The organism is Winogradskyella arenosi, from assembly GCF_003337305.1.
Classification (GTDB): Bacteria; Bacteroidota; Bacteroidia; order Flavobacteriales; family Flavobacteriaceae; genus Winogradskyella; species Winogradskyella arenosi.
In genome coordinates this window covers 572,018-598,823 of sequence record NZ_QPJO01000002.1, presented here as the reverse complement: position 1 = coordinate 598,823, position 26,806 = coordinate 572,018, and the positions used below count along the sequence as shown (strand labels likewise).

General features: G+C 37.0%; 17 protein-coding genes and 3 tRNA genes. 11 read left to right on the top strand and 9 right to left on the bottom strand.

What is annotated here, in order from left to right:
• Positions 1-125 precede the first annotated feature (125 nt).
• The 7 genes from DFQ08_RS07330 to DFQ08_RS07300 form a co-directional block, all read right to left on the bottom strand.
• Entirely contained in the window at positions 126-899 is a 774-nt protein-coding gene (locus tag DFQ08_RS07330; protein WP_114309224.1) for a 4'-phosphopantetheinyl transferase family protein, read from the bottom strand.
• Complete coding sequence (locus DFQ08_RS07325) at positions 896-4,891, bottom strand: non-ribosomal peptide synthetase (RefSeq protein ID WP_114309218.1); 3,996 nt, start codon at positions 4,889-4,891, stop codon at positions 896-898. Before DFQ08_RS07325 ends, DFQ08_RS07330 begins: the two co-directional genes overlap by 4 nt.
• A 42-nt stretch (positions 4,892-4,933) precedes the next feature.
• Positions 4,934-11,674 carry a polyketide synthase gene (locus DFQ08_RS07320; RefSeq protein WP_114309215.1) on the bottom strand — a complete coding sequence of 2,247 codons (6,741 nt, stop codon included), beginning with the start codon at positions 11,672-11,674 and terminating at the stop codon, positions 4,934-4,936.
• Positions 11,675-12,065: 391 nt separating this feature from the next.
• The gene (locus DFQ08_RS07315) at positions 12,066-13,160 is read right to left on the bottom strand and encodes an alanine racemase (RefSeq protein WP_114309213.1); all 1,095 of its coding nucleotides are present in this window, start codon (positions 13,158-13,160) and stop codon (positions 12,066-12,068) included.
• Positions 13,161-13,242: 82 nt separating this feature from the next.
• Positions 13,243-13,680 carry a GNAT family N-acetyltransferase gene (locus DFQ08_RS07310; RefSeq protein WP_114309211.1) on the bottom strand — a complete coding sequence of 146 codons (438 nt, stop codon included), beginning with the start codon at positions 13,678-13,680 and terminating at the stop codon, positions 13,243-13,245.
• 73 nt (positions 13,681-13,753) lie between these two features.
• On the bottom strand, positions 13,754-14,608 hold the full coding sequence (locus DFQ08_RS07305; protein ID WP_114309209.1) for a class I SAM-dependent methyltransferase: 855 nt from the start codon (positions 14,606-14,608) through the stop codon (positions 13,754-13,756).
• Positions 14,609-14,631: 23 nt separating this feature from the next.
• Positions 14,632-15,225 carry a type II CAAX prenyl endopeptidase Rce1 family protein gene (locus tag DFQ08_RS07300; protein WP_114309207.1) on the bottom strand — a complete coding sequence of 198 codons (594 nt, stop codon included), beginning with the start codon at positions 15,223-15,225 and terminating at the stop codon, positions 14,632-14,634.
• 543 nt (positions 15,226-15,768) lie between these two features.
• Between DFQ08_RS07300 and DFQ08_RS07295 the strand changes: the two genes are divergently transcribed.
• The gene (locus DFQ08_RS07295; protein ID WP_114309203.1) at positions 15,769-16,767 is read left to right on the top strand and encodes a metal-dependent hydrolase; all 999 of its coding nucleotides are present in this window, start codon (positions 15,769-15,771) and stop codon (positions 16,765-16,767) included.
• Positions 16,768-16,775: 8 nt separating this feature from the next.
• Here DFQ08_RS07295 and DFQ08_RS07290 read toward each other — a convergent pair whose 3' ends face one another.
• Positions 16,776-17,633 (bottom strand): phospholipase A, encoded by an 858-nt coding sequence (locus DFQ08_RS07290; protein ID WP_114309200.1) that lies wholly within the window; start codon positions 17,631-17,633, stop codon positions 16,776-16,778.
• A gap of 226 nt (positions 17,634-17,859) precedes the next feature.
• Between DFQ08_RS07290 and DFQ08_RS07285 the strand changes: the two genes are divergently transcribed.
• Positions 17,860-19,674, top strand: a complete 1,815-nt coding sequence (locus DFQ08_RS07285; RefSeq protein ID WP_114309197.1) for an SLC13 family permease — start codon at positions 17,860-17,862, stop codon at positions 19,672-19,674.
• Positions 19,675-19,707: 33 nt separating this feature from the next.
• On the opposite strand, the gene DFQ08_RS07280 is transcribed toward DFQ08_RS07285, so the two are convergent.
• Positions 19,708-20,658 (bottom strand): sterol desaturase family protein, encoded by a 951-nt coding sequence (locus tag DFQ08_RS07280; protein WP_114309194.1) that lies wholly within the window; start codon positions 20,656-20,658, stop codon positions 19,708-19,710.
• Between the two features lie 514 nt (positions 20,659-21,172).
• Between DFQ08_RS07280 and DFQ08_RS07275 the strand changes: the two genes are divergently transcribed.
• From DFQ08_RS07275 to DFQ08_RS07235, 9 genes are all read left to right on the top strand, one after another.
• The gene (locus DFQ08_RS07275; protein ID WP_114309191.1) at positions 21,173-22,639 is read left to right on the top strand and encodes an aldo/keto reductase; all 1,467 of its coding nucleotides are present in this window, start codon (positions 21,173-21,175) and stop codon (positions 22,637-22,639) included.
• A gap of 51 nt (positions 22,640-22,690) precedes the next feature.
• Positions 22,691-23,488 (top strand): ATP-dependent sacrificial sulfur transferase LarE, encoded by a 798-nt coding sequence (gene larE / locus DFQ08_RS07270; protein ID WP_114309188.1) that lies wholly within the window; start codon positions 22,691-22,693, stop codon positions 23,486-23,488.
• Positions 23,481-24,140, top strand: a complete 660-nt coding sequence (gene larB / locus DFQ08_RS07265) for a nickel pincer cofactor biosynthesis protein LarB (RefSeq protein WP_114309186.1) — start codon at positions 23,481-23,483, stop codon at positions 24,138-24,140. Before larE ends, larB begins: the two co-directional genes overlap by 8 nt.
• Positions 24,137-25,417, top strand: a complete 1,281-nt coding sequence (gene larC, locus DFQ08_RS07260; RefSeq protein ID WP_114309182.1) for a nickel pincer cofactor biosynthesis protein LarC — start codon at positions 24,137-24,139, stop codon at positions 25,415-25,417. Before larB ends, larC begins: the two co-directional genes overlap by 4 nt.
• A 13-nt stretch (positions 25,418-25,430) precedes the next feature.
• Positions 25,431-25,625 (top strand): hypothetical protein, encoded by a 195-nt coding sequence (locus DFQ08_RS07255; RefSeq protein ID WP_114309179.1) that lies wholly within the window; start codon positions 25,431-25,433, stop codon positions 25,623-25,625.
• 300 nt (positions 25,626-25,925) lie between these two features.
• Positions 25,926-26,102 carry a histone H1 gene (locus tag DFQ08_RS07250; RefSeq protein WP_114309175.1) on the top strand — a complete coding sequence of 59 codons (177 nt, stop codon included), beginning with the start codon at positions 25,926-25,928 and terminating at the stop codon, positions 26,100-26,102.
• A gap of 262 nt (positions 26,103-26,364) precedes the next feature.
• Positions 26,365-26,437 (top strand) — tRNA-Gly (locus tag DFQ08_RS07245).
• A gap of 53 nt (positions 26,438-26,490) precedes the next feature.
• A tRNA-Tyr gene (locus tag DFQ08_RS07240) sits at positions 26,491-26,572 on the top strand.
• Between the two features lie 139 nt (positions 26,573-26,711).
• Positions 26,712-26,784, top strand: a tRNA-Gly gene (locus DFQ08_RS07235).
• The last annotated feature ends 22 nt before the right edge of the window (positions 26,785-26,806 follow it).

Below are 26,806 nucleotides of genomic sequence, written 5' to 3'. Positions count from 1 at the left end.
CAATAAAAATTGCTCTACCGATGCGGGGTGCAATGCTTATTAATTTTATGATTATATAATTTTTGACTTTGTTTTAAAGTTACAAAGATTATTTCAAAAGTAAAGTGACTTATGTTACAGTTTAATCAAAAGTGGGGCGTAAAAATAGATTGATCTATAGCTAGGAGCGTTTGAGGGAAGGCATAAAAATTTATGGTCTTATCCTTATCCGTAATTAAGGCTAAGGCAGCTTGGTAATACGCATTAAAATTAAGACTAATGACCTTGACGGTTGGTCTATGAGAGTCGGTTTGAAGCTTTGTATAATGAACACCATCTGTTACAGACATGTCCTTAAAATCATCATTAATCCCCGTTCCCATGGCTTTCACCAAAGCTTCTTTCCTTGTCCATATTTTATAAAATGTTTCAAGGGAATCAGATGTCTTTTTAATCCAATCCATTTCATCTTCAGTACAAACGGCAGGTATGATATCCTTATACTGAAATTGTTCATTTACAAATTCAACATCTACACCCAATTCACAATTTCCAATGGCCATTATGGCATAATCTTCAGAATGTGACACGTTAAAATGCAGCGCAGGATTCTGAGGTAGATACGGTTTATGATACTTTCCTTTTTTTAAATTAATTTCTGAAACATTAAGGTTTGTTTCGTCTGAAATCAACAATTTAAGTAAGGCTCTACAAATAACAAACCTGTTTTTATCTTTCTTAAAATGATAACGTTCGGCACGGTCTTGCTCTGTAATATTCAATAATGTCCATAAGTATGACACCATAGGCTCATAAGTGGTAAACTGAATTTTAAACACTTTTATATCTTCAGGTTCCGCCTTAGTTTGGTCTTCACTATAATTAGGAAGCCTCATCGATTTACAATAGACTGTTGTCATAACCCTGATCTTTGATCTAATACCTCTTGAAGTCGTTTGGCATAGACTTCCACATTAGGAGTGTCAAACATATCCAAATGATTTCCAGGAATCATATGTCTTTGTACTCCTTGTTGTGCAAATTTACGCCATCCTAGATATTTAAAATCATGCGCAAAAAACACATTATCTTCAGCCTTAAACAAATCTACACTAATATCTTGGGGTTCCATAACGTATTTCATACATGCTAAAGAATGCATGCGATCCATTTTTAAAGTGCGGTTATGCTGCAATTCAAATTGTTTTTCATGTCCTAATTTAAGTCTTAGATAAATCCCTTCTAGACTTAATTTCAACAATCGCATTCGACGTTTAAAATTCTTAACACTGCTAAACATATTCAGAAAAACATAAGCTTTTTGTGCCCATCCATATAAAAAGGAAGCCACGCGTTTCTTCTTAGAATCCTTATAAAAATAACTAGGAAACACATAACTATCAAAACTAGCGAGCATGCTTACTTCCCGACCTTTTGCTTTTAACTGTTTGGCCATTTCAAAGGCTATAATTCCTCCCATAGAAAAACCCGCAATGGCATAAGGCCCATTAGGATTGTTAACCTCCATTTCTGAAATATAATGTGCCGCCATATCTTCAATAGCATCTAAGGGTTCTATTTTTCCATCCAAACCCTTTGGTTGTAGGGCATAAACCGGCTGATCATCATCTAACAACTTGGCCAATTCATTAAACACGTAGATTCCGAAGTGGGCACCATGAATTATATACAGTGGGGTTTTATTTCCTTCTGTTTTTAGAGGCACTAAAGAATTCCATGACTGCTTCTTATCATCCTTATCTATAAAAGCGGCTAGTTTCTCAATGGTTGGATAAAGCATTAATGCCGAAAGCGGCAATTTCTTTCCCGTTTCTTTTTCTAAACGCGTTACCACTTTAATTGCTAAAATAGAATGCCCGCCCAATTCGAAAAAATCACTCGTAATATTTATGTCCGTTTTATTTAATACTTCAGACCAAATCGAACTTACTAATTTTTCAATAGCGGTTTGCGCCGTTTTAACTTCTGAATTTGAGACGGTCTTTGTAGAGGTTTGCAACAGTGCTTTACGATCTATTTTCCCATTTAAGGTTGTTGGAAATTTGGCAATCAACCGGTATTCATACGGAATCATAGGCGTTGGTAGTTCTTCTGCCAACTGTTGCTTCCATTTCTTTATTTGATACTTGGGCAGCTCATCAATCTCATGAGACACAAAATACGTAACTAAAAGATCATCTTCAACCACAACAACGGAACGTTCAATTCCTTCGAGATTTTCTAAAGCCTGTTCAATTTCCTCTAGTTCAATACGGTGGCCTCTAATTTTCACTTGTTGATCTATACGGCCTAAACACATTAACTCTCCATTCGGTAATAATTGTCCTAAATCCCCTGTTCGGTAGAGTTTGGAGTCACTCTCCGTTTCAAATGAAGCGGTTATAAATTTTTCTTGTGTTAAATCTTCCCGTTTCCAATAGCCTTTAGACACCCCATCTCCACCAATCACAAGCTCTCCTGTTTGACCAGGTCCCATTAGCATGCCTTGGGCATTTACAATATAAAATTGCGTATTGGCAATAGGATGACCAATGGTAATTTGCGTATCTGTACTTAAAATTTGTTTGGTTGACGACCAAATAGTGGTTTCTGTGGGTCCATACATATTCCAAAGTTCATTAACCTTCGGAATTAACTTTTTTGCTAAACTCAATGGCAAAGATTCTCCTCCACATAATGCTCTAATTGGTAAAGGCTGATCCCATCCCACATCTAACAGCATCTTCCAGGTTGTAGGTGTGGCCTGCACCATAGTAATCCCTTCTTTCTTTAAGGCCTCTAGTAAAACCCGTCCATCTTTAACCATAAGCTCATCGGCTAAAACTAAAGTTGCTCCAGTTAATAAGGGAAGAAACAATTCTAAACCTGCAATATCGAAGGACACCGTCGTTATAGAAAGCAAACGATCGGTTTCTTGCATCCCAGGTTCGGTCATCATACTAAAGAGAAAGTTCACTAAATTTTTATGGGTTACGACGACCCCTTTAGGTTTTCCTGTAGAACCAGAGGTATACAGCATATAAGCATTGCTCTGAGCATCAATCGCAACATTTACAGGTGACGTAGAAAAATTAGCGCCCTCCGCCAAAACCTCATTTAAGATTAAAACCGTCGTCTCCGTTTCTAAACGAGACGCCAAGGCTGTGGTGGTGATTAAAAATGGAGCTTCAGAATCGCGCAACATATAATTTAAACGCTGCATTGGGTAACTTGGATCTAATGGAATATAAGCCGCACCGCATAGCAAGAGTGCTTTTAGCGTCACCATTAACTCCATAGAACGCGGTAAACACACACCAACAAAATCACCAGGCGCAATCCCTTTTGACATTAAGCAATGTGCGAGTTGCTGACTCTTTTCTTCCAAGTCCTTATACGTGATTTTGGTATCTGAAAATTTTAGAGCGACTTTAGTGCTATATTTCTGCGCTTGTTGGGTCAGCAACTCATGTAAGGGCAAATTAGAATAGGTTGCTGCCGTCGCATTAAGTGTTTTATAATCGGTGTCATCCGTTTTAATAATCTCTGAAATAGCACGCTCCGGATTTTCTACAATTTTCTCTATGATATCCTCTAGAGCACTCATCATCTTTTTAATGGTGGATGCTTTAAAAAGAGAAGCGTTATATTGCCATTCTAAAACAAAATCATCTTCTGAACCACTGGCATTTAGAAATATTTCAAAAGCTTCATACGTTCTAGGATTAGCCTTTAATTTAAAGGTCAAATCTTTAAAAAACACAAGATTACTCATCCCCATATCAATATTAAAAACCACTGGGACTAGTGGAATACGAGACGGATCTCTGGCTATGGGTAACTTTTGAAGAAGTTGACCAAAACTTAATTGTTGATGATCATAGGCATCAAACATTAGAGATTTTCGATGTTTTAAATACGCATTAAACGGCTGATCTAAAACCACTTTACTTCTCAATGGCAGTAAATTTACACAATGCCCAACAAGTTGTGTTTTTCCGGTTACGGCTTGGCCAGCTGCAGGCAAACCTAAAACAATATCATTCTGTCCTGTTTGTTGACATAGAAGCAATTCAAAAGTCGTCATTAATGTTGTTACAAAACTACTACCAACCCGTACACCAGTTTTTTTCAGCTTAGCTAACAAGGCACTATCTAAAGGAAAATCTAAACGATCACTTTTATAGTTACGCACCTCTGGTCTTGGGAAATCCGTTGGTAAATTGAGCTCAGGCACATTCGGCTGATACTGATCAAGCCAAAATTGTTCGGTTTCACGAAATGCATCACTCTCCAAATAGTTTTGATGTTCATCTGAAAAGTCACTAAACGGTATAGCATCTGGAATTTTAAAATTCTCATGAGAACTATTTGAAGAATACAGCAATCCTAACTCTTCAATCATAATACCCGTGGACCAACCATCACAGATAATATGATGTGCGGTCAATACCAACTGATATTCATGTTGGTTTAATTTTAGTAATCCTGCTCTCAATAATGGTCCCTTTACCAGATCAAAAATCTTATTGGCATCAGCTAAGATATACTGTGCAGCGTCATCCTTTTTTTCGGAATCACTGCGTTGAGTAAGGTCTACAACCTCTAAAGGAACAGTGACCTCTTCTAAGATCGTCATAAAGCGTCCATCCGTACTAAAAATAGCACGTAAAGCTTCGTGCCTCTGAACCAGCTGTTGTAATGCCTTCTCTAAGGCTGTTACATCTAAATCACCTTTTAAAATAACAGAAACAGACTCGTTATACGACCTATTAGCGTCCTCTCCACCTAACCTACAACCAATCCAAATTTCGGCTTGCGATTGGGTAGCGTAAATGACCTTTTCAACTTTTGGTCCATCAAAAGGGTTGAAAGTGTTCTTATTTTTAGTATCAGTTGGTTGCAAAATCATTTCTATAAAACGGTTTGGGCGTGTGATTAAAAATTGTCTTTCTTATAATTCTATACGAAGAAATTCTCCGTCATTCTCTCCATCCTTAACAAACCATGCCGGATTCCCTTCAGCATCAATTCCTAAACGGGCATTAGAAATGGGTGGCTTATTCAATTCTTTTGTGGAATACTTTGTAACATCGTCTTGAGCATGCTCATGGCCATTTAACTTGGTATGCAGAATTCCAACAGCAACTAGCGCTTCAACGCTTAAAATGATATTCTTCATTAATTGATCTATATCCTCCTCAGAAAAAGCTTCAGTCATATAGCAAGGGAAACCATCCCAGATATGGAACCCTTTTTCTCGCATTAAAACAAAGACGAGTTCTGAATACGGAATCTCTTCTAAAAATTTAAGGCGCCATAAAGAACGGTAATAGGTGATTTCTATCGGAAGGCCATGTTTTTTGAAGTATTGATTCAGTGCATTCGCTAGACGTTCTGTTTTGGCTGATAGACCATTTTGAAGCGCAATGCCTTTATTTTTAAAGTGATTTAAGGACGCTTTTGCAGCGGCTAAAGCTAGAGGGTGACGTACAAAAGTCCCTGCAAAATAAGTCACTCCTATTTCTGGGAAAGAATCGTCTCCAAATTTCCAAAACCCACCATCTAGAGCATCCATATATTTTCTTTTCCCACATATTGCACCTATAGACATGCCGCCGCCAATCACTTTTCCGTAAGTTGCAACATCCGCCTTAATCCCAAATATGGCTTGAGCGCCACCGGGATGCATTCTAAATCCGGTAATAATTTCATCAAAAATAAGAACCGTTTCCGAGGCTGCAGTGACATCCCTTACCTCCTTTAAGAATTCAATCGGTTGGAATTCCGGTCTACGACTCTGAACAGGCTCTACAAGTACGGCTGCGATTTCATGAGCACGTTCTTTAATTATGGCTAAACTTTCTTCAGTACCATAATCTAAGATTAACATATTCTGAACAGCATCTGGAAGAATCCCTGGAGCAGCAGGAAATGTTCTTAATTTTTTTGATCCTCTTACAATAACCTCATCATTAATTCCATGATAAGAACTAGAAAAGGCGACAATTAATGAACGACCAGTTACCGTTCTTGCAATACGCATCGCGCCTAATACGGCTTCTGACCCCGTGTTACATAAGGCCGCACGATCATGACCTGTAAATTCACAAAGCATTTCACACACCTCTCCCGCTAATGGATGTTGCGGTCCAACCTCAAAACCTTGCTCTATTTGATGGTGTAACGCTTCTTTTATAAAATCGGGTTGATGACCAAACAAACAGGCCCCAAAGCCATTTAAAGCATCTATATATTCGTTACCGTCTAAATCCCATAGGCGATTCCCGGACGATTTTTCAATCACCAACGGATAAACCAATTCTTTAGTTAAAGGTTTGAAGCCAGACACCACTCTTGGGTCTGCCATTTTAGAACGATGGTGTTGCGCATACGCTTTACTCTTAGCCGTTTTCGTATTATAACGCATTGTTAAGTCCTTTAAGAACGCGCTTTGCGCATCACTTAAACCAATGGCTTGCTTATCTATTTTAGGCGAAGCACCAAAGGGTTTTTGATGCGCTTTCTTTTCTTCTTCTGTTCTTATATCCTCATTAGTATTCACTAAAGGTGATACGGTTTTGCTTGACCTTTTTTCTTCAGCTTTCGGAGGTGTTGAAACCACTGGCGCAGCCGGAGCAATAGGAGTTCCACCTCCTTGAAGTAATTGCAATTGTTGCCCTAAAAGCTGTAATTGTTGTGCAATAAGATGCAATGCCGGATTCTGACCAGCTTGAGGAGCGACATAGGCATTCTGCGCCGTATTGCCCATAGGCGCTGATTGTGGCATTGGTGCTTGCTGCTGCTGCTGCTGCACGGGTTGTTGTTGTTGTTGTTGTTGTTGTTGTTGTTGTTGTTGTTGTTGTTGTTGTTGAACAGGCGCAAAAGCTTCCGATGGCAATACCGCATCCAAATGCTCAGCCAACAAATTAGGGGACCCAAATTCATCATTAAGCTGTCTGAAAGTTATAGGTACATGAAATTCATTTTTACAGGTGATAGCCATTTGTGTTAGCACAAGAGAATCGAGACCAAGTTCTAAAAAACTATGATTTGCTTCATTTTCTTCAATTTCAATCCCTGAGTTATCTTCAATGATCTCTGCTATTTTTTTTAGAAGTAAAGGTTTTCTCATAATCGTAGTATTGCTATTTGGTTGGTGTACATTAATGATATTGACTTCAGTTTCAATAGGATTTATAACAGTATTTATCGTTGTTGCGGACTCAACCACAGATTCGACTACCGGTGGTTCTACCCAACACGGTTTACGATCAAACACATAGGAAGGCAGCCCAACTTTTTGTCGGTCTTGATCCTTATACAAAGATTTCCAGTCGGGCTCTAAACCATTCAACCATAAATCGCCTAAGGCGGATAAAACGGTGTGATAGGCGTTTTTGCCATCCTTAGGAACCGTTAAACTAGAAATAGAGGCTAACGATTTGAGTCCTTTCTTTTGCATTGACAAGGTTGTTAATGCACGACCAGGACCAACCTCTAGTAATACAGGATCTTCCAATCCTAAAACCGTTTCCATAGCGCCAGAAAAATTGACCGCTTTTCTCAAATGATTGGTCCAATAGGTAGAACTTGTTGCTTCTGCATCGGTAAGCCAATCTCCTGTGACCGTAGATACAACTGGCAAACGCGGCACATTTAGAGTCACTTTTTTAACTTCGTCTTCAAAAGCAGCCAAAACCGGATCCATCATTGTAGAATGAAAGGCATGACTCGTTAATAACAGCATATTGGCAATACCCTTATCGTTTAGAGTCTTTGAAAACGCTTCAATAGCTTGATCGGGACCTGAAATCACCACTAAGCGATCAGAATTTATCGCGGCAATCGACAAGGTCTCTGGAATGATACCATCGAGACTTTCAATATTTGCACGTACTGATAGCATACTTCCTCCAGGCAATGCACTCACTAATTTTCCACGAACGCTGATTAAATGTAAGGCGTCTTCTAATGAAAATACACCTGCTAAATGAGCGGCTACAAACTCCCCAATACTATGTCCGCAATATAAAGTCGGTTTTATTCCCCAACTCATCCAAAGTTGAGAAAGAGCATATTCTATAACAAATAAAGCCGGTTGGGTAAATTGAGTGTCCTTTAATTGTAATTCAGCTTCATTGCTATTAACGTCTGGATATATAATTGTTCTTAGGTCTAATTTTAATTCCGGTTTAAGTAACTCAGCACACTGATCTATAGCAGCTTTAAAAACAGTTTCGTTATCATAAAGCGCTTTTCCCATTTGTAAGTATTGCGAACCTTGCCCAGGAAATAGAAATGCCACCTCGCCAGGACTCACTTTTAAACTATTGCTTTTAATAGCCTTAGACGCCTCTGAACTTAACACTTCACTAGTTTCCGTAGCCTCATTACTAACTACAGCAAAACTGCGATGCTGAAAAACTTCTCTTGTTTTATGTAATGAATAAGCAATATCTGCGAGTACGGTTTCGGAATTGGTTTTTATAAAATCCCCTAAAGCCTTTTGGTAGCCTTTTTGACTATTTTCTGATTTTGCCGACCAAGTAAGGAGTTGTAATGGTCGTCCTATATTAGATTTTTTTTCTTGGTTTTGGTAGTCTTCTAAAACAATATGAACGTTTGTACCACCAACACCAAATGAGCTCACCCCTGCAATTCTAGACGAATCTGATGGCCAATCTCTTAATTTATTATTGACATAAAATGGGCTATTTTCAAAATCTATGGAAGGATTCGGTGTTTCATACCCTAAGGACGCCGGGATCTGGCGATACTTCATCGCTAAGATTGTTTTAATAACACCCGCTACACCTGCCGCTGCTGTGAGGTGCCCTATATTACTCTTAATGGATCCTACCGCACAATATCCTTTAGTGTCTTGATCTCCAAAAGCCAAACGCAGCCCTTCAATTTCAATAGGATCTCCTAAAGGAGTGGCTGTTCCGTGAGCTTCTATATAACTGACTTGCGAAGGCTTAACACCTGCATCTAATTGCGCACTCCTTATCGCTCCCGCTTGCCCCTCAACACTAGGCGCTGTAAAACTTCCTTTAGCACTTCCGTCGTTATTAATACCGATACCTTTTATAACCCCATGGATGATATCTCCATCGCGTTCAGCATCCTCTAAACTTTTCAGAAGAACCACACCAGCGCCATCACAAAACATGGTTCCTGTCCCCTTAGCATCAAAAGATCTACATTGTCCATTAGAACTCAACATAGAGCCTTCTTGGTATAGATGACCACTATACATGGGCGATGTTACGCTAGACCCTCCCGCCAAAGCCATATCACATTGTCCATTACGAATAGCCTCCACAGCCTGCGCTATAGCAAGTGAAGAGGTAGAACATGCAGAATGCACACTAACCGCAGGGCCTTTTAAATTTAAATGGTAAGCGGTACGTGTTGCGATGTAGTCTTTATCGTTAGTGGTATTAGCCTGTACTTCCCCAATTTGACTCATTAATTTTTTGTTGGGAAACACATTATATAAAAAATAGGTATTGGTATATACCCCTGCGAAGACCCCAATTTTACCATCGTAAAGACTTGGCAAATAGCCTGATTGTTCTAAGGCTTCCCGAGCTATTTCTAAAAATAGACGCTGTTGCGGATCCATGGCCGAGGCCAACTTTGGATTGAGTCCGAAAAACTTAGCATCAAAAGTTCTTGCCGAAGGCACAATACCTCTAGCGCCAACATAAAGCGGATTATTACGAATCGATTCTGGAATACTTTTATCTAATTCCTCCCGCGTAAAAAATGAAATGGTTTCTTTGCCTTCTCTTAACACCTCCCATAATTCTTGGATGGAAGAAGCACCTGGAAATCTTCCAGCCATGCCCACAATTGCAATATCACTATTCGTTCGTCTTTTGTGTTTGGGTTTCGCTTCTGAAAAGGCCGCTTTATTTTGATCCCTATCAAAAAAATTAGCAAGTCCAGAAATCGTAGGATATTGATAGATAATAGTTACCGGAACCTTCACTTTTAGGCTCTCCGCAATTAAACTAGCTACTTTTTGAGTTAGGAGTGAATTTCCTCCCATTTCAAAAAAATTATCATCAATACCGATCTGCGGAATATGTAAAGCTTTGCTCCAAATCTCTGCAATACACTTTTCTGTAGCCGTCCTAGGCTTTCTTAAAAGTGGCGCATTAGACGGTCGTTGAAACTCAGGAATTGGAAGGTTTTTTTTATCAATCTTACCGTTTGTTGTGGTCGGAAACTCATCGACCCACATTATTAATGAAGGGATCATATAAGCCGGAAGAATCTCGGAAAGTTGCTGACGTATGCTATTGGCATCCTTTTCTGTATGTTCAGACTCTATATAAGCCACAAGCTTGGCCCCATCAAAATTATGACTAGAAATTACACAAGCTCTTTTTATATTGGGAAGCGTGAGCATAGCTGCTTCAATTTCACCTAACTCAACGCGGTATCCTCCTATTTTAACTTGGTCGTCTTTTCGGCCAATAAACTCTATATTCCCATCTAGAAGCCATTTGGCCAAATCTCCAGTTTTATACATCAGGCTATTTTCCTCAAACGGATTCGCGATAAAACTTTTAGCAGACAGTTCTGGTAAATTCAAATACCCTTTAGCAAGAGCGTTTCCGGATAAATACAAATCACCGATCTCACCTATGGGTACTAATTTTAAATCTTCAGAAAGAATATAAGTTTTTGTATTGGGTATTGGCCTTCCTATGGGTAATAAATTACCATAATCATCTTTTGGATCATATTTATATAATAGAGAGGTTACAGTAGTTTCCGTAAGACCATAAGCATTATAAAAGTCGCATATTTCACTTAAACGTTGCGCTAATTTAATGGAACAGGTTTCCCCCCCTGCAACAATTCTTCTAAGTGTTCTTATTTGTGATAAGTCGGCAATTGTTTCAAGATAACTCGGCGTACTATTGAGATGCGTTATGGCATTTTTCTCAATAAAATCTATAATTGTATAATCTTTAATGGTTTGCTTATCTACAATAATCGTGGTGGCACCATTCAGTATGGCTAAAAAGATTTGTTCTATAGAGGCATCAAAAAAATAATTAGAAAACTGTAAAATTCTATCGGTACTATCTAAGCCGTAATTTTTAGTCTGAAAAGTGATTAGGTTAACGACAGATCTATGTTTAATCATCACACCTTTTGGATTCCCCGTCGTCCCAGAGGTGTACATAATATAGGCAAGATCATCAGGTGTGGTTCCGATATTTAAAAGTGGAGTGTCATCGTAGTCCGCTATAGAATTTCTAAACGCTGTAAGTGTTGATTCATCAATAGTGAATTTACAATCACTATCGTTTTTTATAAAGGTTTTACGAACCGTTGGAGCTTCAATATCAATAGGCACATAAGTGGCACCTGCCTTTAAGATCCCTAATATGCTTATTATAATCCATTCGCTTCGCTCTATCATGAGACCCACAAAATCGTTTAATTCTACAGAATGCTTAGCAATTAAATATTTTGCGAATTGATTTGAAACCGCATCCAATGTTTGATAGCTGATTTCCTTGCCTTCAAAAATGACCGCGCTATTATCAGGAGTTTTTTTTGCCTGATTTGAAAATAAATCTACAATTGTTTTATCGTTAGAAAATTCAGCGTTAGTCTTATTAAATTCCCCTAATGAAGCAAGTATCTCTGGTTGGGTTAAATCCATAGTATGACATTATAATGTTTAAAGAATTAGGCATTTAGCGTGTTCTTTAATTCAATTTATATTAAATAGAGAATATTATGAGGGGTAGACTAAAGTTAGTATTAATATTCATTTAAGTAAAAACTATTAGTCATAACACATTTTTCTCTGTTAAATAACACCACACATATGTCCTGCAAAGTGATTTTTATTCACAAACCTATTTTTAATACGGAATTCCATTAACCTCCTGACTCATAACATTCTAAAATTAACGCTTAATTAGGCTGATTTAACAAAACAGAGTATTGGTTATTTTCCGTCTTAACATCACCAGTATACTGCAGGTAAACTTCGGAGGTTTGAGATAAATTAAGGAAAAATGAAAGAAGATTTCATACTAAGTATACCTTTAGACGTACACTTTTTGAACAAACTTAGAACTTAACAATCGCGCTACTGCGATATAGTTTAATCTGAATTTTATTTTATCACCGACTTTATACTTTGCGGTATTCGCTTTAGTCTTGTTATCACCTACATCAATAACCACCATATCTGAAGTGGCCCCTACAAATTGAAAGGTATCTTCAGCTTGTAAATCGGCTCTATCAACATCTAATAAGCCGAAATCTAAAATTGCTTTATAAGATTTGAGCGCCTTATGATTATTACAGGGTTTTATAGCAGATCCATGACTACCCTCTGCTGTATGACCTCCTGGAAGTATCTCTTTTTCTATAAGCTCAATGATATTTGCATAAAACTCAAAGGTATCTTTATGTAAGCCTTTAAATTTCTTACCTTCTAAAGGACAGATCCCTAAAAAAGCAGCTTCACCGACCCTAAAGTGATTGATTGCTTTGGGCACTAAATCGGCTTCTAATAATGGAAGTGTTATAGACGTTCCCCCAGATATAAATTTCAGCTTTTTATTGCATTTTGAAGCCACAAGCCCTTTACTTCGGGCTAATTGCATTAACTTATTATAGCTTGGCTCTACACCAAACATACATCCTAAATTTGAACCAATGCCGATGACTTCGATATGCGATAAGTCAGCAACCTGTTGATAAAACGCTTCTACATCGTTATTGCTAATCCCTTCACGCAACTCCCCTAACTCTATCATTATAATTATTTTATGAATGATATTTTTTTTCTGGGCCGACGCATTTAGTGCGGTTATGGTAGCAACGGAAGTGTTTAAGGAAATATCTGCATAAGCGATAACCTCATCGATATGGGTTAATGCAGGAGGATTAATATAGATGGTTTCTAAACTGGGATAGACCGCTTTTAGTTTTTTTAGACTCTCTAGTTTAGAATCACTAACCGACTTAATGTTTTCAATAAGATCCTTAGTTAAAATGGTTTTAATAAAAGTGTCATCTCCGGAAAACACTTTGGTCACCAAACTCCATTCAATATTATGCGTTTTAAAATAATCATTTAAAAACTTAATATTGTCCTTTATTTTTTCGGAATGTATAATTAACTCTGCCATTGCAATGTGTTTTTATCTAAAAATTGAAAAGCATTACATATTTAATACATAAGCGACTTCAGCATTTTAGATGCCACAGCTTTTATTTTTCTAATCGCATTTCTAAATACTTATTGGTAAATCCTAACTTTTCATAGAGCATTTTAGCCGGATTATCTTTTTCGCAATGCAAGGCTATACTCCCTTCACAATTACGAATTGCATACTCCATTAATTTTTGTCCGAAGCCCTTTCTTCTATGATCTTTATGGGTTGCGATATAGACCAAAATATTCTCTGGAATATATTCATCCATTCCGGTTTTATTGATTACTACAGCGCCCACAATCTTTTCGTCCTCTTCCATTACAAAGACATACCCTCCTAAACTCGGACGATCTTTTACTGCATAATCAATGGCCTTTTTTATGGCCGTTATGGGGTCACCGTATTTTTCGAGATGGGTAAATATAAAATCTGCAACACGCTCCCTTTCGGAGGCGTTTATTTTGTTTAAAGCGTCATATGTGGTTGTCTTCATTTTCTAATTATTAGGTTAGTTTTTAACAACTTTTAATACCTTTTCATTCAAATTGATACTTTGAAGATTAGGCTTAAAAGTTTTTCGCCCCTACAATTCTTATCTTGTAGGGGTGTCCGGCTTCATTTTTTGCATCTGAATACCAAACATTGAATTTCGCATCTTTAAAAAGCTTTTCGTAATTATGAGAAAACGACCCTTCTACACCATAGACTTTAGAATTTGGAGACGTCTCATAATTATGTGCTGCATCTGTGGGTTCTATAGCAAAGAATATAATAGATCCTAAAGCATTTAGTTTTTCAAAAAATGCGGTTAATTGTCGTTGTGTAAAATATTCTAAAACTCCTCTAAAGGTTAAGAACACATAATTACCTTGCTGCTGCTGTTCTAGCCAATCGAGAACATCGCCTCCAACAAATTTCAGCTTAGGGTTATCCTTGTAGTTTATGTGATTAATTTTGGTTTGTTCCTTACTAAGATCAATGCCAATAAAGTCGTTTACACTAGGAAAAGTGGTTGATAAATAATTTAAAACACTCCCATTACCTGTTCCGATCTCTACCAGTTTATCAAATGCCATAGGCGCATTTAAAATTTCAGCATTAAGAACCTCGAGTGTAGCCTTATACGCTGGCAAGTGAACATTCTTTAAATTAGCTTCTGTATTGTTTACAAAATCATCGCCTTGTTTGGCCCAGTAGGTTTTATGCAATTGCGCTAACTGCTCGTGGTCTTCATTTTTTTCGATGTTATTAAGAATAGCTCTTCGCATTAAACGCTCTGATAAACTTAAATTATCGCCCAATACTAAAGTTAATCCTTTTTCGGACAATTGTTTTACTTTTTGAGGACACAAAGCTACGAGCATACGCCCTACAGTATTTGTAAGAAACCCCACGAAAACAGACCTAATTTTTCCTTTCATCTTAAATTAATATTGAACAATAGTTATGAGCGCTCTAATTGCAATGTTTTCTTTTTATTATGTTTTATAAGGTAATCGCCGCCCCAAAGTCCTAACATGGTTAAAAAATAAATAATTCCGAAGGTGGTATACGTAGGCGCGCCACCATTGGTTGGTGAAATTGGAAAGGACACCAAGGTTAGATTCACCATAGATTGTAACAGCAGTACACAGAGGCCACTTTTGGTATGGCTGTAAATAAAGGCACACATACCGGCCACACCGAACATAAAAATAAAGGCCGAAACAATAGGTATTTCAGGTAATATACCCTCACCCAAAAGAATTACAGGAATAAACCACAAGGCCCAGAATACAGCAACAATCTGACCGGCATAAAATGGTTTTATATTTTTTGATAATTCGCGAATACAATAACTTACCCAAACCACTTCTCCAAGAAAAGCCCAAACAAAGAAAGCGATATAAGCCCTAAGGGTTGTGATTTTGATGGTAATAAATGTATCTACCTCAACATCATAATAAACACTTTTTAAGACTAAAGTTATAAGTGCTATAGTCGAAGGAAATATTAAACTTAAGAGATACCATTTTGGAGGCACTTTCCAAGTTAACATCGGTTTAAACAAATTAACGACGCCTTTGGGGCCTCGGGTATAGAGCAACAAACAAATTAAAATAAATAAGAGGATACAAAACCGACCGGTATTATATATAGATGCTGAAATTAAGCCTTCTATTCTTGCCTGAACAAAGGGTACGTTTACCAAAGGGCAAAGCACTAAAAATATCCAAACTTCATATTTTTTTATAAAATCTCCCATACGTTATTTCCCATAATTATTGCTTCATAGTTTACAACCTGCAAATTCATTTTGCAATAAACAATTCGAAATCAAAAACTTAAATTCAAGTCAAACTCCGATAATGGAAGTTCAAAAAAAAGTTTAACAAATCAATATATTTCCTATGAAAAGCGAGAATTTAGGCTGAGTGACTAAGAATCAATTCGTAAGCAAACAATCTTCGCATTTTTCAATACCAAAAATCAATTCTAAGCTTAATTTTAGTTCCATTTAGATCAGCAAATTCAAAATCCTTGTGTACATCTTAGTTTAGCGCCTCGTAGTCTCAACCGAAAGATTATCTTTGACCCACATATGGATTCACTCACACAAATTGTTTTAGGAGCCGCTGTTGGCGAAGCTGTTTTAGGTAAAAAAGTTGGAAACAAAGCTTTATTGTATGGTGCTATTGCGGGTACCATTCCAGATTTGGATGTTTTTGCATCTCATTTCACCGATACGGTGACGGCCTTAGCCATTCACAGAGGCTTTACACATTCCATCTTATTTTCTGTGCTCTTTGCACCCTTATTGGCTTGGTTGGTCTCGCGCTATGAAACTTATAAAGATTTTAAAGGTTGGGCCTGGCTCTTTTTTTGGTCTTTAATTACACACCCTCTTCTTGATGCGCATACCACCTGGGGCACACAGTTTTTTTGGCCTTTAGAATTGCGATTAGCCTTCAAAACCATTTTTGTGATAGACCCTTTATACACCTTACCATTTTTAATATTTTTAATTCTAACGATGTTTCAAGGTCGAACCACAAAGAAAAGACGCCTTTATAATGGCTTAGGTCTTGGATTAAGTACGGCCTATTTAGCAGTCACCTTTATGTTGAAGGATGTGGCTCAGACCCAATTTAAAGCGGAATTAGACAAGCAAAACTTCAGTTATAAAGCGATAGACACAAGACCATCCGCTTTAAACACCATTTTATGGAACGCCAATGTAGACACTGAAAACACCTACTTATTAGGACGCTATTCATTTTTTGATTCACAACCCATTCAATTTGAAGCCTACCCTAAAAATCATCAGCTTTTAGGCGATTTAATTCAGAATGAAAAAGTACAACGTATGGTTGCCATTTCCGAAGGTTGGTACACCATAACCCTTGAGAATGAGCAGTTATATTTTAACGACTTACGCTTTGGAGTCTTAAGTATGGAACCGCAATCACAAGATTTTGTATTTAAATATTTAATTAGCACCGATGCCTCTGGGGAAGTGTTCTTTACGGAGCAGGAAAAAGCAACACCACAAGGTAAAAAACTCATTGCCGATTTATGGGAACGGCTTCAAGGGAATTAAGACAGCGCTTACTTACCACTAAACCACTTAAACTCATTGGTTCTTATCACATAACCAATCCTGATCATACTTTGTGATTGTTGGTAGTCTAAGAGGCCTTCCGCTTGTCCTACATACCACTCGAGCATGAGATATTGATTAGAAATATTATTGTCAAAAGGATTAAAATAAATCCGTGTGCGCACGGAACCTTTCCCTTCAAAATTAAGTCCTTTTCGTAATCTTAAATCAAAAATTAGTTTATCCGGTTGGTAGGTATGTGATATATTAATTTGCCCTAAACCAACATATTCTAACAGATCCGGGTTCCCCTCTTTATAAGCAAAAGGCAACCAAGCCTTAAACGTCGCTACGGTATTTTTAGCCACATTGGTGGTGTACTCTGCGCTAATCCGGTTCCAGCTTCGCGAAGCAATACTATCTCTACCATTAGATTCATGCTCAAAAGATAAAGTTCCAATCCCTTTCAAGCGATTATCTTTTCCATAAAACGCCTTTCCTAAAGCGATAGACGGATTAAAATTAATATCGTTAAATGGAAAGGATTCAGCATAGATATTCCAAAATGACTTTTGAGTATAGGTTAAAAATAAATAGGTATCTAGTGGTAATTTACTTCGGGTTAGGATCTGCTTAAAACTAATTTGATATTTTGCATTTGCCGTTTCGCTATTAATAGCTCTATTGGTAGGCACACCTGTAATAAAGTAATTGTCCTTATGAATAGAAAAATAAGGTTGCTTGGCTATTGAGTCTTCCAAAGCTTCCTTGGTAAAGGCCTGAGAAAATACCGAAGTACTTGCAAAAAACATAAGAATTAAACTACAGGTGTTGCGAATTGTTGGGTTAAAGATTGTTTGAAACATAGAAAAACGAATAAGATAAAAGGGTTGATTTTAGGTTACAAATTTGCGTAAATCTATTAAAGATGCTTAACTCATGTCGTGCTAATGTGAGTCTAATCCCTAAATTGATAGTTCATTAACAAGGGTATAGATCACTGATTTATTTCGCAATTATAGCAACGAAATATTGATTTGAGCACCTTTTCTATTTTTTCTTTAATTAACTTTAGTAGCATATAACTATGCCATGGAGCTTTCAATATTATTGGTTTTTATCATTATCGGTTTAAGTATCATACTCTTTGTTACTGAACTTTTTCCTGTTGATAAAATTGCCTTTTTTATCATTGTTGCTTTAGCCCTACTTCAACTCACCTCACCAGAGGAAGCGATTAGTGGTTTTGCCAATCCGGCCACTGTAACTGTACTTTCTTTAATGATTTTAGCGGTAGGTCTTGAAGAAAATGGCGTTATCCAGTGGCTTTCTAATGGCATTAAAAAATTAAGAGTCTTACCACTCCTCTTACTCACACCGGCCTTTATGATTATTTCCGCTAGTATTTCAGCCTTTATCAGCACGACTGCCGTGGTCATTATTTTTATAAAAATCATTAATAGGTTATCCATTACATATGGGTTTTCATCCTCACGTTTGTTAATGCCCATTTCATTTGCAGGAATTTTAGGCGGAAGTTGCACCTTAATGGGGACCTCAACAAATTTAATTGTCAATGCTATTGCTCAAGATCAAGGCGAGATAGGATTTCGTTTTTTCGAATTTTCAGGATATGGTATTGTGTTTTTCACCATCGGATTAGCGATTATGACGGTCGCTACTCGTTTTCTCCCGAAAAACAAAAAAAGTAATTTATCCTCTGATTACGATATTGAATCTTACATGTTTACCATAAAAGTTAATGAAGACTCCCCTTTTATCGGACAACAATTTGGAACTATTGATTTCTTAAATGCTGAAGATTCTAGGGTCTTAAAACTAATTAGAGATGAACAAGTCATTAATGATCCCGGAAAATACATTGAATTAAAGGCTAATGACAATTTAGTTTTAATGAGTAATCTAGATAATTTTCAATCCTTTCTTAAAGAAAATGGATTTGTTTTAAATGAAAAACGCCAGAAGCAACATATTGAAAACTTTAATAGAGGCGACCAAGACCAAAAACAATCTGATGTCACTTATATTGAAACCCTGATCCTTCCTGGTTCTAATCTTATAGGAAAAACCTTAAAAGGTTTAAGACGAATTTCTTTTGAAGGGGCTTTCCCTATAGCTATTAAAAAACGTCGCAACTTAAGAAACACCAAAGAACGTCTGCTACGTAAAGACATCGAAGACATCAATTTAAAACCTGGAGATCGGGTCTTATTAGAAATGCAAGAACACAAAATATCAGACCTTTATCATATTGAAAATATTGCCATTTTGAATGAACATGATTTTAAACCTCAAGTCCCAAAATCTAAAACCATAACCGCCTTAATCATTTTAATTGTTGTAATAAGTTTAGCGGCTACTAGTTTACTTTCTATCTTAACTGCATCATTAGCAGGAGTCGCCGCCATGCTATTAACACACTGTATTAAATTAGAAAGTGTTTATCAAAAAGTGAATTGGCAGATTATATTCTTATTAGCAGGTATGATTCCTTTAGGTACAGCTATGACCAATAGTGGTGCCGATATTTGGCTCTCCGAACATTTATTAACACTAATGGATAATCAAAGTGCAACCGTAGTTTTAAGTTTAATCTTTGGCGTTACAATCCTATTATCTGGAGTTATTTCTAATAATGCTACAGCCATTATTATGACACCAATAGCTATTGCTGTTGCTAGTGGTTTAAATTTAGATATCAAACCTTTTTTACTCGCTGTAATGTTTGGTGCAAATTTTAGCTTTTTCACCCCCATTGGCTACCAAACCAACACGCTTATTTACGGAACGGGCGCCTACAGCTTTAAGCACTTTTTGTATATTGGAGGTTTATTATCCTTTACCTTATGGCTAGTGGGCTCCTTAATGCTTTCTATAGATTTATAACATAAAACTAAATCAATAAATGCGAATCAAAAATCAAGAGGCATTTTTAAGCTTTTCATTTTGAGCTTCATAAGCCAATTGACGTCTCATTTGCTTTACCGTTAGCGTGCTTCCATCGTGACTCCACCCCGGAGGTCCGAAAACGTACATCCATTTATGATACAAATTCCTGGATTTCTTCATGTCCTCCCAAATGTTCTTATACTCGTGAGTTAAGATCACAAATATATTGTAAGAATTTGGAGGTGTAGACACACCATATTCAATATCAATAGACTCATCAAGTTCTTTCCAGGTACCAAAAATTCGGTCAAAAACATTAAGAAACCCACCATGGTTTTTATCCATATACTCCAAGTTTCTTGCATGATGTACTTGGTGCATGGTATGGGTATTCAAAATTTTTTCAATGAATCCCATTTTCTTAATATATTGGGTGTGCAGTTGAAATTGCCAAAGGGCCTCAATCCCTAAACACACCACAAGCATTTCTGGCGGAAAACCAATCATCACAATCCATACATAAAACAAAGGCTTATAGAAAATAGTAAACCATCCATTACGCACTGCCGTACCTAAATTAAAATTATCTGAAGAATGGTGCACAATATGTGCCGCCCAAAAAAAACGCACCATATGGTTTTGTCTATGGAACCAGTAATAGGTAAAATCATCTAAAAGCATACAAATCACCCAAATATACCAAACATACCCAAAAGACTCGTATCCCATAATATTGGTACGCACACCATTAACCATCGGATTAAAAAGGTCGTAAGCAAAATTAAAAATCACGACGATTGATACCGTTTTTATTAAGGCACCAAGTATGGCCGATCCCACACCAAGAGAAACACTAGAAATTAAATCTTTCCAATGGTATAGCGACTTATTATCATCTAAAACTTTGCTGTACGAAAGCTCTAAAGCAATAAGACCTAAAAAACACGGAACTCCGTATACTAAAGGGTTAGTAATGTCCATTTATTCTATTTTTAAAAAAAGGCTGATTGGTTAACTTGTGGATGCATTAAGACCCTATAACGTAGTTTAACACCCCGTACTTAGCGCCTTTTTGTTATTTTAAGAGCGTGAATATACAGCATCATGCATAGAAATCCGAATTTTACACCTAGGTTTTCTTTAATTCTGAAATTCCTAGTCTTTAATTTATACCTTAGAGTAAGTTAACCGTATTGTTCTTTTATTATTTTATATAAGGCCAATTTTTAACACAACTTTCTTATTTAAAACTTTGTCCTTACCGCTTCAATATTCCTAATTAGCTTAAAACAGCTCTTAAATTGAGTCTTATTTCTGTTAAACTGCTTAAACGTTTTATCAGCTGCACACTCGCTTTATTTACAATATTAACCGAAATATTTGTAAGATTAACCTTAACCCGTCAATTCATGTTAAAAAATACTTAATTGGTCTACGGCTTACTTTGTTCGCCTCAGAGATTATTAACTTAGACCCTCACCGAAAACCCTTAAACATGAAAAGTAAGTACCCTGTTTCACGACGCGATTTTATTAAATTATCAAGTATGGCAACTGCGGGAGCCATGTTTTTACCTTTCGATGTAAATTTCTCTGATAAAGCACCCGCAGCTATGATGAGACCTTTTGGCCGAATGAAAAATAAAGTGACCACATTAGGTTTAGGCGGACAAGCCTCTATTCAATGGACGCCAGACGATGTAGATCCGGTAGCTATTATTGAAAAAGCTTTTGATTTAGGCATTAATTATTACGACACCTCCAATGTCTACGGTCCTAGTCAGCTGTATTTCCATAAAGCTTTTGAGAATTTAAACCTTATACCAGGAAAACCCAATTACAATAAGAAATTAAGGGAATCCATTACCTTAACGAGTAAGACCTTAATGCGATGGGGAAAACCCGGTTGGAAAGAAATGGAAAACGTTAGAAATAAATCTAACGGCGAGGATGTAGAAACGGCGGCACAAGATATAAAACGAACCATGTCTCAAATATTTGGTGATGGAGAAGGCAATTACCCTGAAGGTTCTTATGTAGACATCTTTTTAATACACAGTCTTACGACGATTGAAGAAGTTGATGTGCTTTACAAGGGTTTAGAAACACCTCTTCATCCCGATGAAAATTGTGGAGCCCTAGCCGTTTTAAGAGATTACCGAGATGGCACCGATCTTACGGGAACCAATCCAAAAAATGAAAAATTAATAAAACATATTGGTTTTTCCGGACATAACAATCCTGAGGCCATGATAGACATGTTGCAACGTGACGACTATGGATTATTAGATGCCTTATTAGTGTCTATGAATTCTAATGATCACCTGTATTTTAATATGCAACATAACGTTATTCCTCTGGCTAAAGTTAAAGGTTTAGGCGTTATAGGTATGAAAGTCTTTGGAGCAGGAACCATGTATAATGAAGTTCCTGGATTCTCCAGAGACCCTGACCAAATTTATAGAAAAGTAGGTTCGCCAACCTTACCAAGTGATAAACTGATAGAATACGTCTTAACGTCTGAAGGCATTGATACCCTAATTATTGGAATTGGACAAATTGATGACGATCCGTTAAAGTGCCAACTGACTCAAAATTATTATGCTTCTCAAGTAAAACCAAACGCTATGTCCTTAGAAGAACGAAAAGCGATAGAGGCAAAAACAGCACAAGTTTCTGGTGGTCGGACCAATTTCTTTCAACTTGATAATGTGGGACTCACCCCACCTAGAGCGATCAATCAAGTTAAGGTAGACGGCAAAACAAGACTGACATGGCAAACGGCTTATGCGGGTGCCAATCCTATTTCGCATTACGAAATTGTGAGTAACGGAACCGTTTTAGGTACCGTAAAACACCAACCCCAAGTATTAAAACGCCAACCCTTTGTATTTGAAAGCAATCAGCAGAATCTCACTAATGTCACCGTTAGAACCGTAGATTCTGAAGGGAACAAAGCCTAAATATAAAATCGCTTAAGCCCAAATGGACTAAGTAAAAAAACAGGATAACATATGTCTAAATTAGCTTTGCTAAAACAATGGTTTAAAGATCATAAAGGAACGGTTACAGCCTTTTCTGGAGGTGTTGATTCCTCTCTAGTTTTGTATGTTTCAAAATTAGTGCTTGGGGATGCTGCTTTAGGCTTAATTTCAAATTCTGAAAGTCTAAAATCTAAAGATTTTAAAGTGGCCACGGATTTTTGTAAAACCCATCATATTCACTTAGAAGTCATTAAAACTTCAGAATTAAAAGATCCTAATTACACCTCGAATCCGGCTAACCGTTGTTTCTTTTGTAAAACCCATCTTTACGAAGCTATGGTAAGCATGATTCAAGACCGTTACCCCGGGTATACCATTTTAAACGGCACTAATTATGATGATTTGGGGGATTACCGTCCCGGCCTAGAAGCTGCTAAAAATCATCAAATTAAATCGCCCTTAGCGGAACTAAATATTACCAAAGCAGAAGTTATTGAAATGGCCAATGCCTTAGGTTTAGAAACAGCCTCTAAGCCACCAAGTCCTTGTTTAAGTTCAAGGATTCCTTATGGTACAAGGGTTAATAATGAACGCCTGAAGCAGATTGAACATGCCGAGTATGTTCTTAATCGCTTCGGTTTTCAAAATGTAAGAGTTCGTTATAAAGGCGAAGAAGCTTCGGTAGAAGTCCCTATAAACGAACTAGAAGCCTTAAAAAGTCAATTCAACCTCATTACAGAAGCTATCAAAGCCATCGGATTCTCTAAAGTGACTTTAGATGAAGAGGGATTTGTTTCTGGTAAACTAAATCGTGTATTAAATGAATAAAGCCTTTATCATTGATGAAGATAGAAAACGCCGATTAGGTTTTGAAGAAGTCATCTTCGGAGCCTCAAAAAGCGTGGCATTACTTTCAGATTTATTGAAAGATTATGTTGAAAAAGATAAAAATGTATTAATCACAAAACTACAAGCTGAGAAAGCCAAACACTTATTAAAAGACTTTAAAACGGCATTTTACGATGATGAATCTGAGATTTTTATGCTCTCTCATCATGAAATTTCTAATGAGAGCCCAACTAGAATAGGAATTGTTTCCGCCGGAAGCTCAGACATCGGTGTGGCTAATGAAACTTATTATACCCTGGAATATATGGGGGTTAAATCGGAAGTTATTCATGATGTCGGTGTGGCAGGCTTACACCGATTATTCGATCATTTAGAGCATCTAAAAACTTTCGATATTTTAATTGTTGTTGCAGGTTTTGAAGGCGCTTTACCTACGGTTGTAGGTGGACTTCTCCCCCAGCCTATTATTGCTGTACCAACTTCGGTTGGCTACGGCACGGCCAAAACAGGAGAAACGGCACTGCATGCCATGCTGACTAGTTGTGCCAATGGTATTACAGTGGTTAATATTGATAATGGTTATGGAGCCGCCATGAGTGCTTTTAGAATGTTAAACCTTATAGAAAAATGAAGACCATATATATTGAAGCCTTTTCGGGACTCTCCGGAAATATGTTTTTGAGTGCGTTTAGTGAATTATTAGGCGATTACGACCAGTTATTAGACCTTCCAAACAAATTACATTTACCTGATGGTAAAATTGAAATTAAACAGGCCGATAAAAACGGAATTACCTGCCAATATGTGGAGGTGATTGATTTAAATGACTATCCGGATTCTGACTCAAACTCCACAACGCATAACGGTCATGACCATTCACACAGTCATGAGCATTCACATGAGCACGATCACCATCATACGCATGAGCATTCTCACGAGCACTCTCATGAACATCATCATGGTGCACATCGGCATTTAAGTGATATTCAACGCATCATAGACAATGCGCATATTAGCGCTAACGCCAAAAAAATAGCACATGAGATATTTTTAATGATCGGTGAAGCGGAATCTAAAATTCACGATATGCCCTTAGAAACCATTCATTTTCATGAGATCAGTGGCGTCGATTCTATTATTGACATTGTGGGTAATGCGGTGCTTATAGACCAACTCAACATCTCCAAAGTATATTGTACTCCAATTTGTACGGGGTTTGGAATTGTAAAAACACAACACGGTATGTTACCTGTACCTGCTCCGGCTACTACCGAACTTTTAAATGGGATGCCACTCTATCCTGGTAACGAAGAAGGTGAAAAAATTACACCGACAGGAGCCGCAATTTTGCGCTATTTAAATCCTGATTTTAAAACGAAGGCCTATACGCCATTAAAAACAGCCTATGGTCCTGGAAAAAAGAATTTTCATAACGCTAACGTAGTGCGAATTTCATTAATTGAAAATGACGTTGAGAAAGACAATTACTTGCAATTAGAAGCTTCTATTGACGATATGTCTCCAGAATATCTCGGTAACGCCTTTCAAGACGGTTTATTAGCCGCTGGAGCTTTAGATTTTAGTATAACCCAACAACTTATGAAGAAAGGCCGTTTTGCCTTCTTATTACGTGTCCTACTCCCTAAAGACGAATTAGAAGGGGTCTCTAATTATCTTTTTGATAATACGAGCACTATTGGACTTCGGTATTTTCCGATTCAAAGAATAGAGTTACCTCGTATCCATGAAACAGCCTCTACAGAATTTGGTGATATTTCGATTAAAAAATCGACAACACCAACACAACATATAAAAGTAAAGCCAGAATTTGACGATGTGCAACGACTGGCTAAAGCGACCAACCAAACCGCTTATCAAGTTATAAGCAAACTTAATATTAACTCTTAAAACTCTCAAAACGATGAAAAAATCATTATCAATTTTAACGCTCGTCATCAGTTCTCAAATTTTATTGGCCCATCCAGGCTCAGATCATCATTCGCATAGCTCTTTTATTGGAGAATGGGCTTGGTTACTTATTCCGGCCATTGCTTTAGTAGGCTTAGTATGGAAATTTGGTGTCAATAAAACGTCATCAGAAAAAAGTAAAAAATAACATTCGTTCATAAAAGTTATTAAAAGCCCTTAAAAATATTAAGGGCTTTGCTTTTTTTAGGCTTAATTGTAAGAATTTTCTATTGTATTAAAAACTCAGCTATAAAATCACTTATTCCACTAATATAGAATAAGATACCTTTATAAAGACTTCGAAATCATTTTAAAACGATTTCGGCTTTTTCGGCTATATCCCTAAGAAAATTCAACTTTAGCTATATTTTAACCCTGCTTTATATGTTATTCAACGGAATAATTATATTTTCGCCTTTCGAATTAAAATTTTTAACAGAAAGAACATATGAAAGATCTTATCGAAAACATCCAAAGCACAATTGAATCATTTCAAACTGATGCTAACTTACAATTAGAAAGCGGTAACAAAGCAGCTGGAACTAGAGCAAGAAAAGCTTCTTTAGCTTTAGAAAAGCAATTAAAAGAATTCCGTAAGGTTTCTGTTGCTGAATCAAAAAAATAAAAAAAATAGACCTCCCCTTTAATTTTAAAGGGGAGGATTTTTTTATCCCCTTTCCTAGACTTTATCTTAAAAGTCCTGACTATAACTTGATGATTCTTTCAAAGTCTATAGTCCTTTGAAAATTCCTTTTTATTTCTATATTTCATATCTTACTGTAAATAAGCCTCTTGATTTTTATTACAAAATCACTTTAAAATTCTAGGGCATTAAATTAGGATTTGAATATAAATTATTTATATATTTGCACCCGCTTACCAAAATTGCGAGAGTAGCTCAGTTGGTAGAGCGTCAGCCTTCCAAGCTGAATGTCGCCGGTTCGAACCCGGTCTCTCGCTCTAAAGATTTCTTAGGAGATCTTATATAATTTGAAATATTGAATTCAAGTATTGGGGAGATACTCAAGCGGCCAACGAGGGCAGACTGTAAATCTGCTGACTACGTCTTCGCAGGTTCGAATCCTGCTCTCCCCACTATATTTACTAACCGTTTACTTTAGTCAACCTAACTTTATTTATTTGAATACATATTTAATTTAGTAGGAACTAAAATAAAGCAAAACGGTTTTTATTTAATTAAACACCTTTAATTAAAGCCATTTAATTATAAAACGCGAGAGTAGCTCAGTTGGTAGAGCGTCAGCCTTCCAAGCTGAATGTCGCCGGTTCGAACCCGGTCTCTCGCTCTAAAGCAAAAAGACTTCATAA

Coding starts and splice junctions, on each gene's coding strand:
- DFQ08_RS07305 (WP_114309209.1), bottom strand. CDS start 14,608: ATGAAAGGAAAAATTAGGTCTGTTTTCGTGGGGTTTCTTACAAATACT.
- DFQ08_RS07315 (WP_114309213.1), bottom strand. CDS start 13,160: ATGGCAGAGTTAATTATACATTCCGAAAAAATAAAGGACAATATTAAG.
- DFQ08_RS07280 (WP_114309194.1), bottom strand. CDS start 20,658: ATGGACATTACTAACCCTTTAGTATACGGAGTTCCGTGTTTTTTAGGT.
- DFQ08_RS07285 (WP_114309197.1), top strand. CDS start 17,860: ATGGAGCTTTCAATATTATTGGTTTTTATCATTATCGGTTTAAGTATC.
- larE (WP_114309188.1), top strand. CDS start 22,691: ATGTCTAAATTAGCTTTGCTAAAACAATGGTTTAAAGATCATAAAGGA.
- DFQ08_RS07295 (WP_114309203.1), top strand. CDS start 15,769: ATGGATTCACTCACACAAATTGTTTTAGGAGCCGCTGTTGGCGAAGCT.
- larC (WP_114309182.1), top strand. CDS start 24,137: ATGAAGACCATATATATTGAAGCCTTTTCGGGACTCTCCGGAAATATG.
- DFQ08_RS07320 (WP_114309215.1), bottom strand. CDS start 11,674: ATGGATTTAACCCAACCAGAGATACTTGCTTCATTAGGGGAATTTAAT.
- DFQ08_RS07250 (WP_114309175.1), top strand. CDS start 25,926: ATGAAAGATCTTATCGAAAACATCCAAAGCACAATTGAATCATTTCAA.
- DFQ08_RS07255 (WP_114309179.1), top strand. CDS start 25,431: ATGAAAAAATCATTATCAATTTTAACGCTCGTCATCAGTTCTCAAATT.
- DFQ08_RS07290 (WP_114309200.1), bottom strand. CDS start 17,633: ATGTTTCAAACAATCTTTAACCCAACAATTCGCAACACCTGTAGTTTA.
- DFQ08_RS07310 (WP_114309211.1), bottom strand. CDS start 13,680: ATGAAGACAACCACATATGACGCTTTAAACAAAATAAACGCCTCCGAA.
- larB (WP_114309186.1), top strand. CDS start 23,481: ATGAATAAAGCCTTTATCATTGATGAAGATAGAAAACGCCGATTAGGT.
- DFQ08_RS07330 (WP_114309224.1), bottom strand. CDS start 899: ATGACAACAGTCTATTGTAAATCGATGAGGCTTCCTAATTATAGTGAA.
- DFQ08_RS07275 (WP_114309191.1), top strand. CDS start 21,173: ATGAAAAGTAAGTACCCTGTTTCACGACGCGATTTTATTAAATTATCA.
- DFQ08_RS07325 (WP_114309218.1), bottom strand. CDS start 4,891: ATGATTTTGCAACCAACTGATACTAAAAATAAGAACACTTTCAACCCT.
- DFQ08_RS07300 (WP_114309207.1), bottom strand. CDS start 15,225: ATGTTAACTTGGAAAGTGCCTCCAAAATGGTATCTCTTAAGTTTAATA.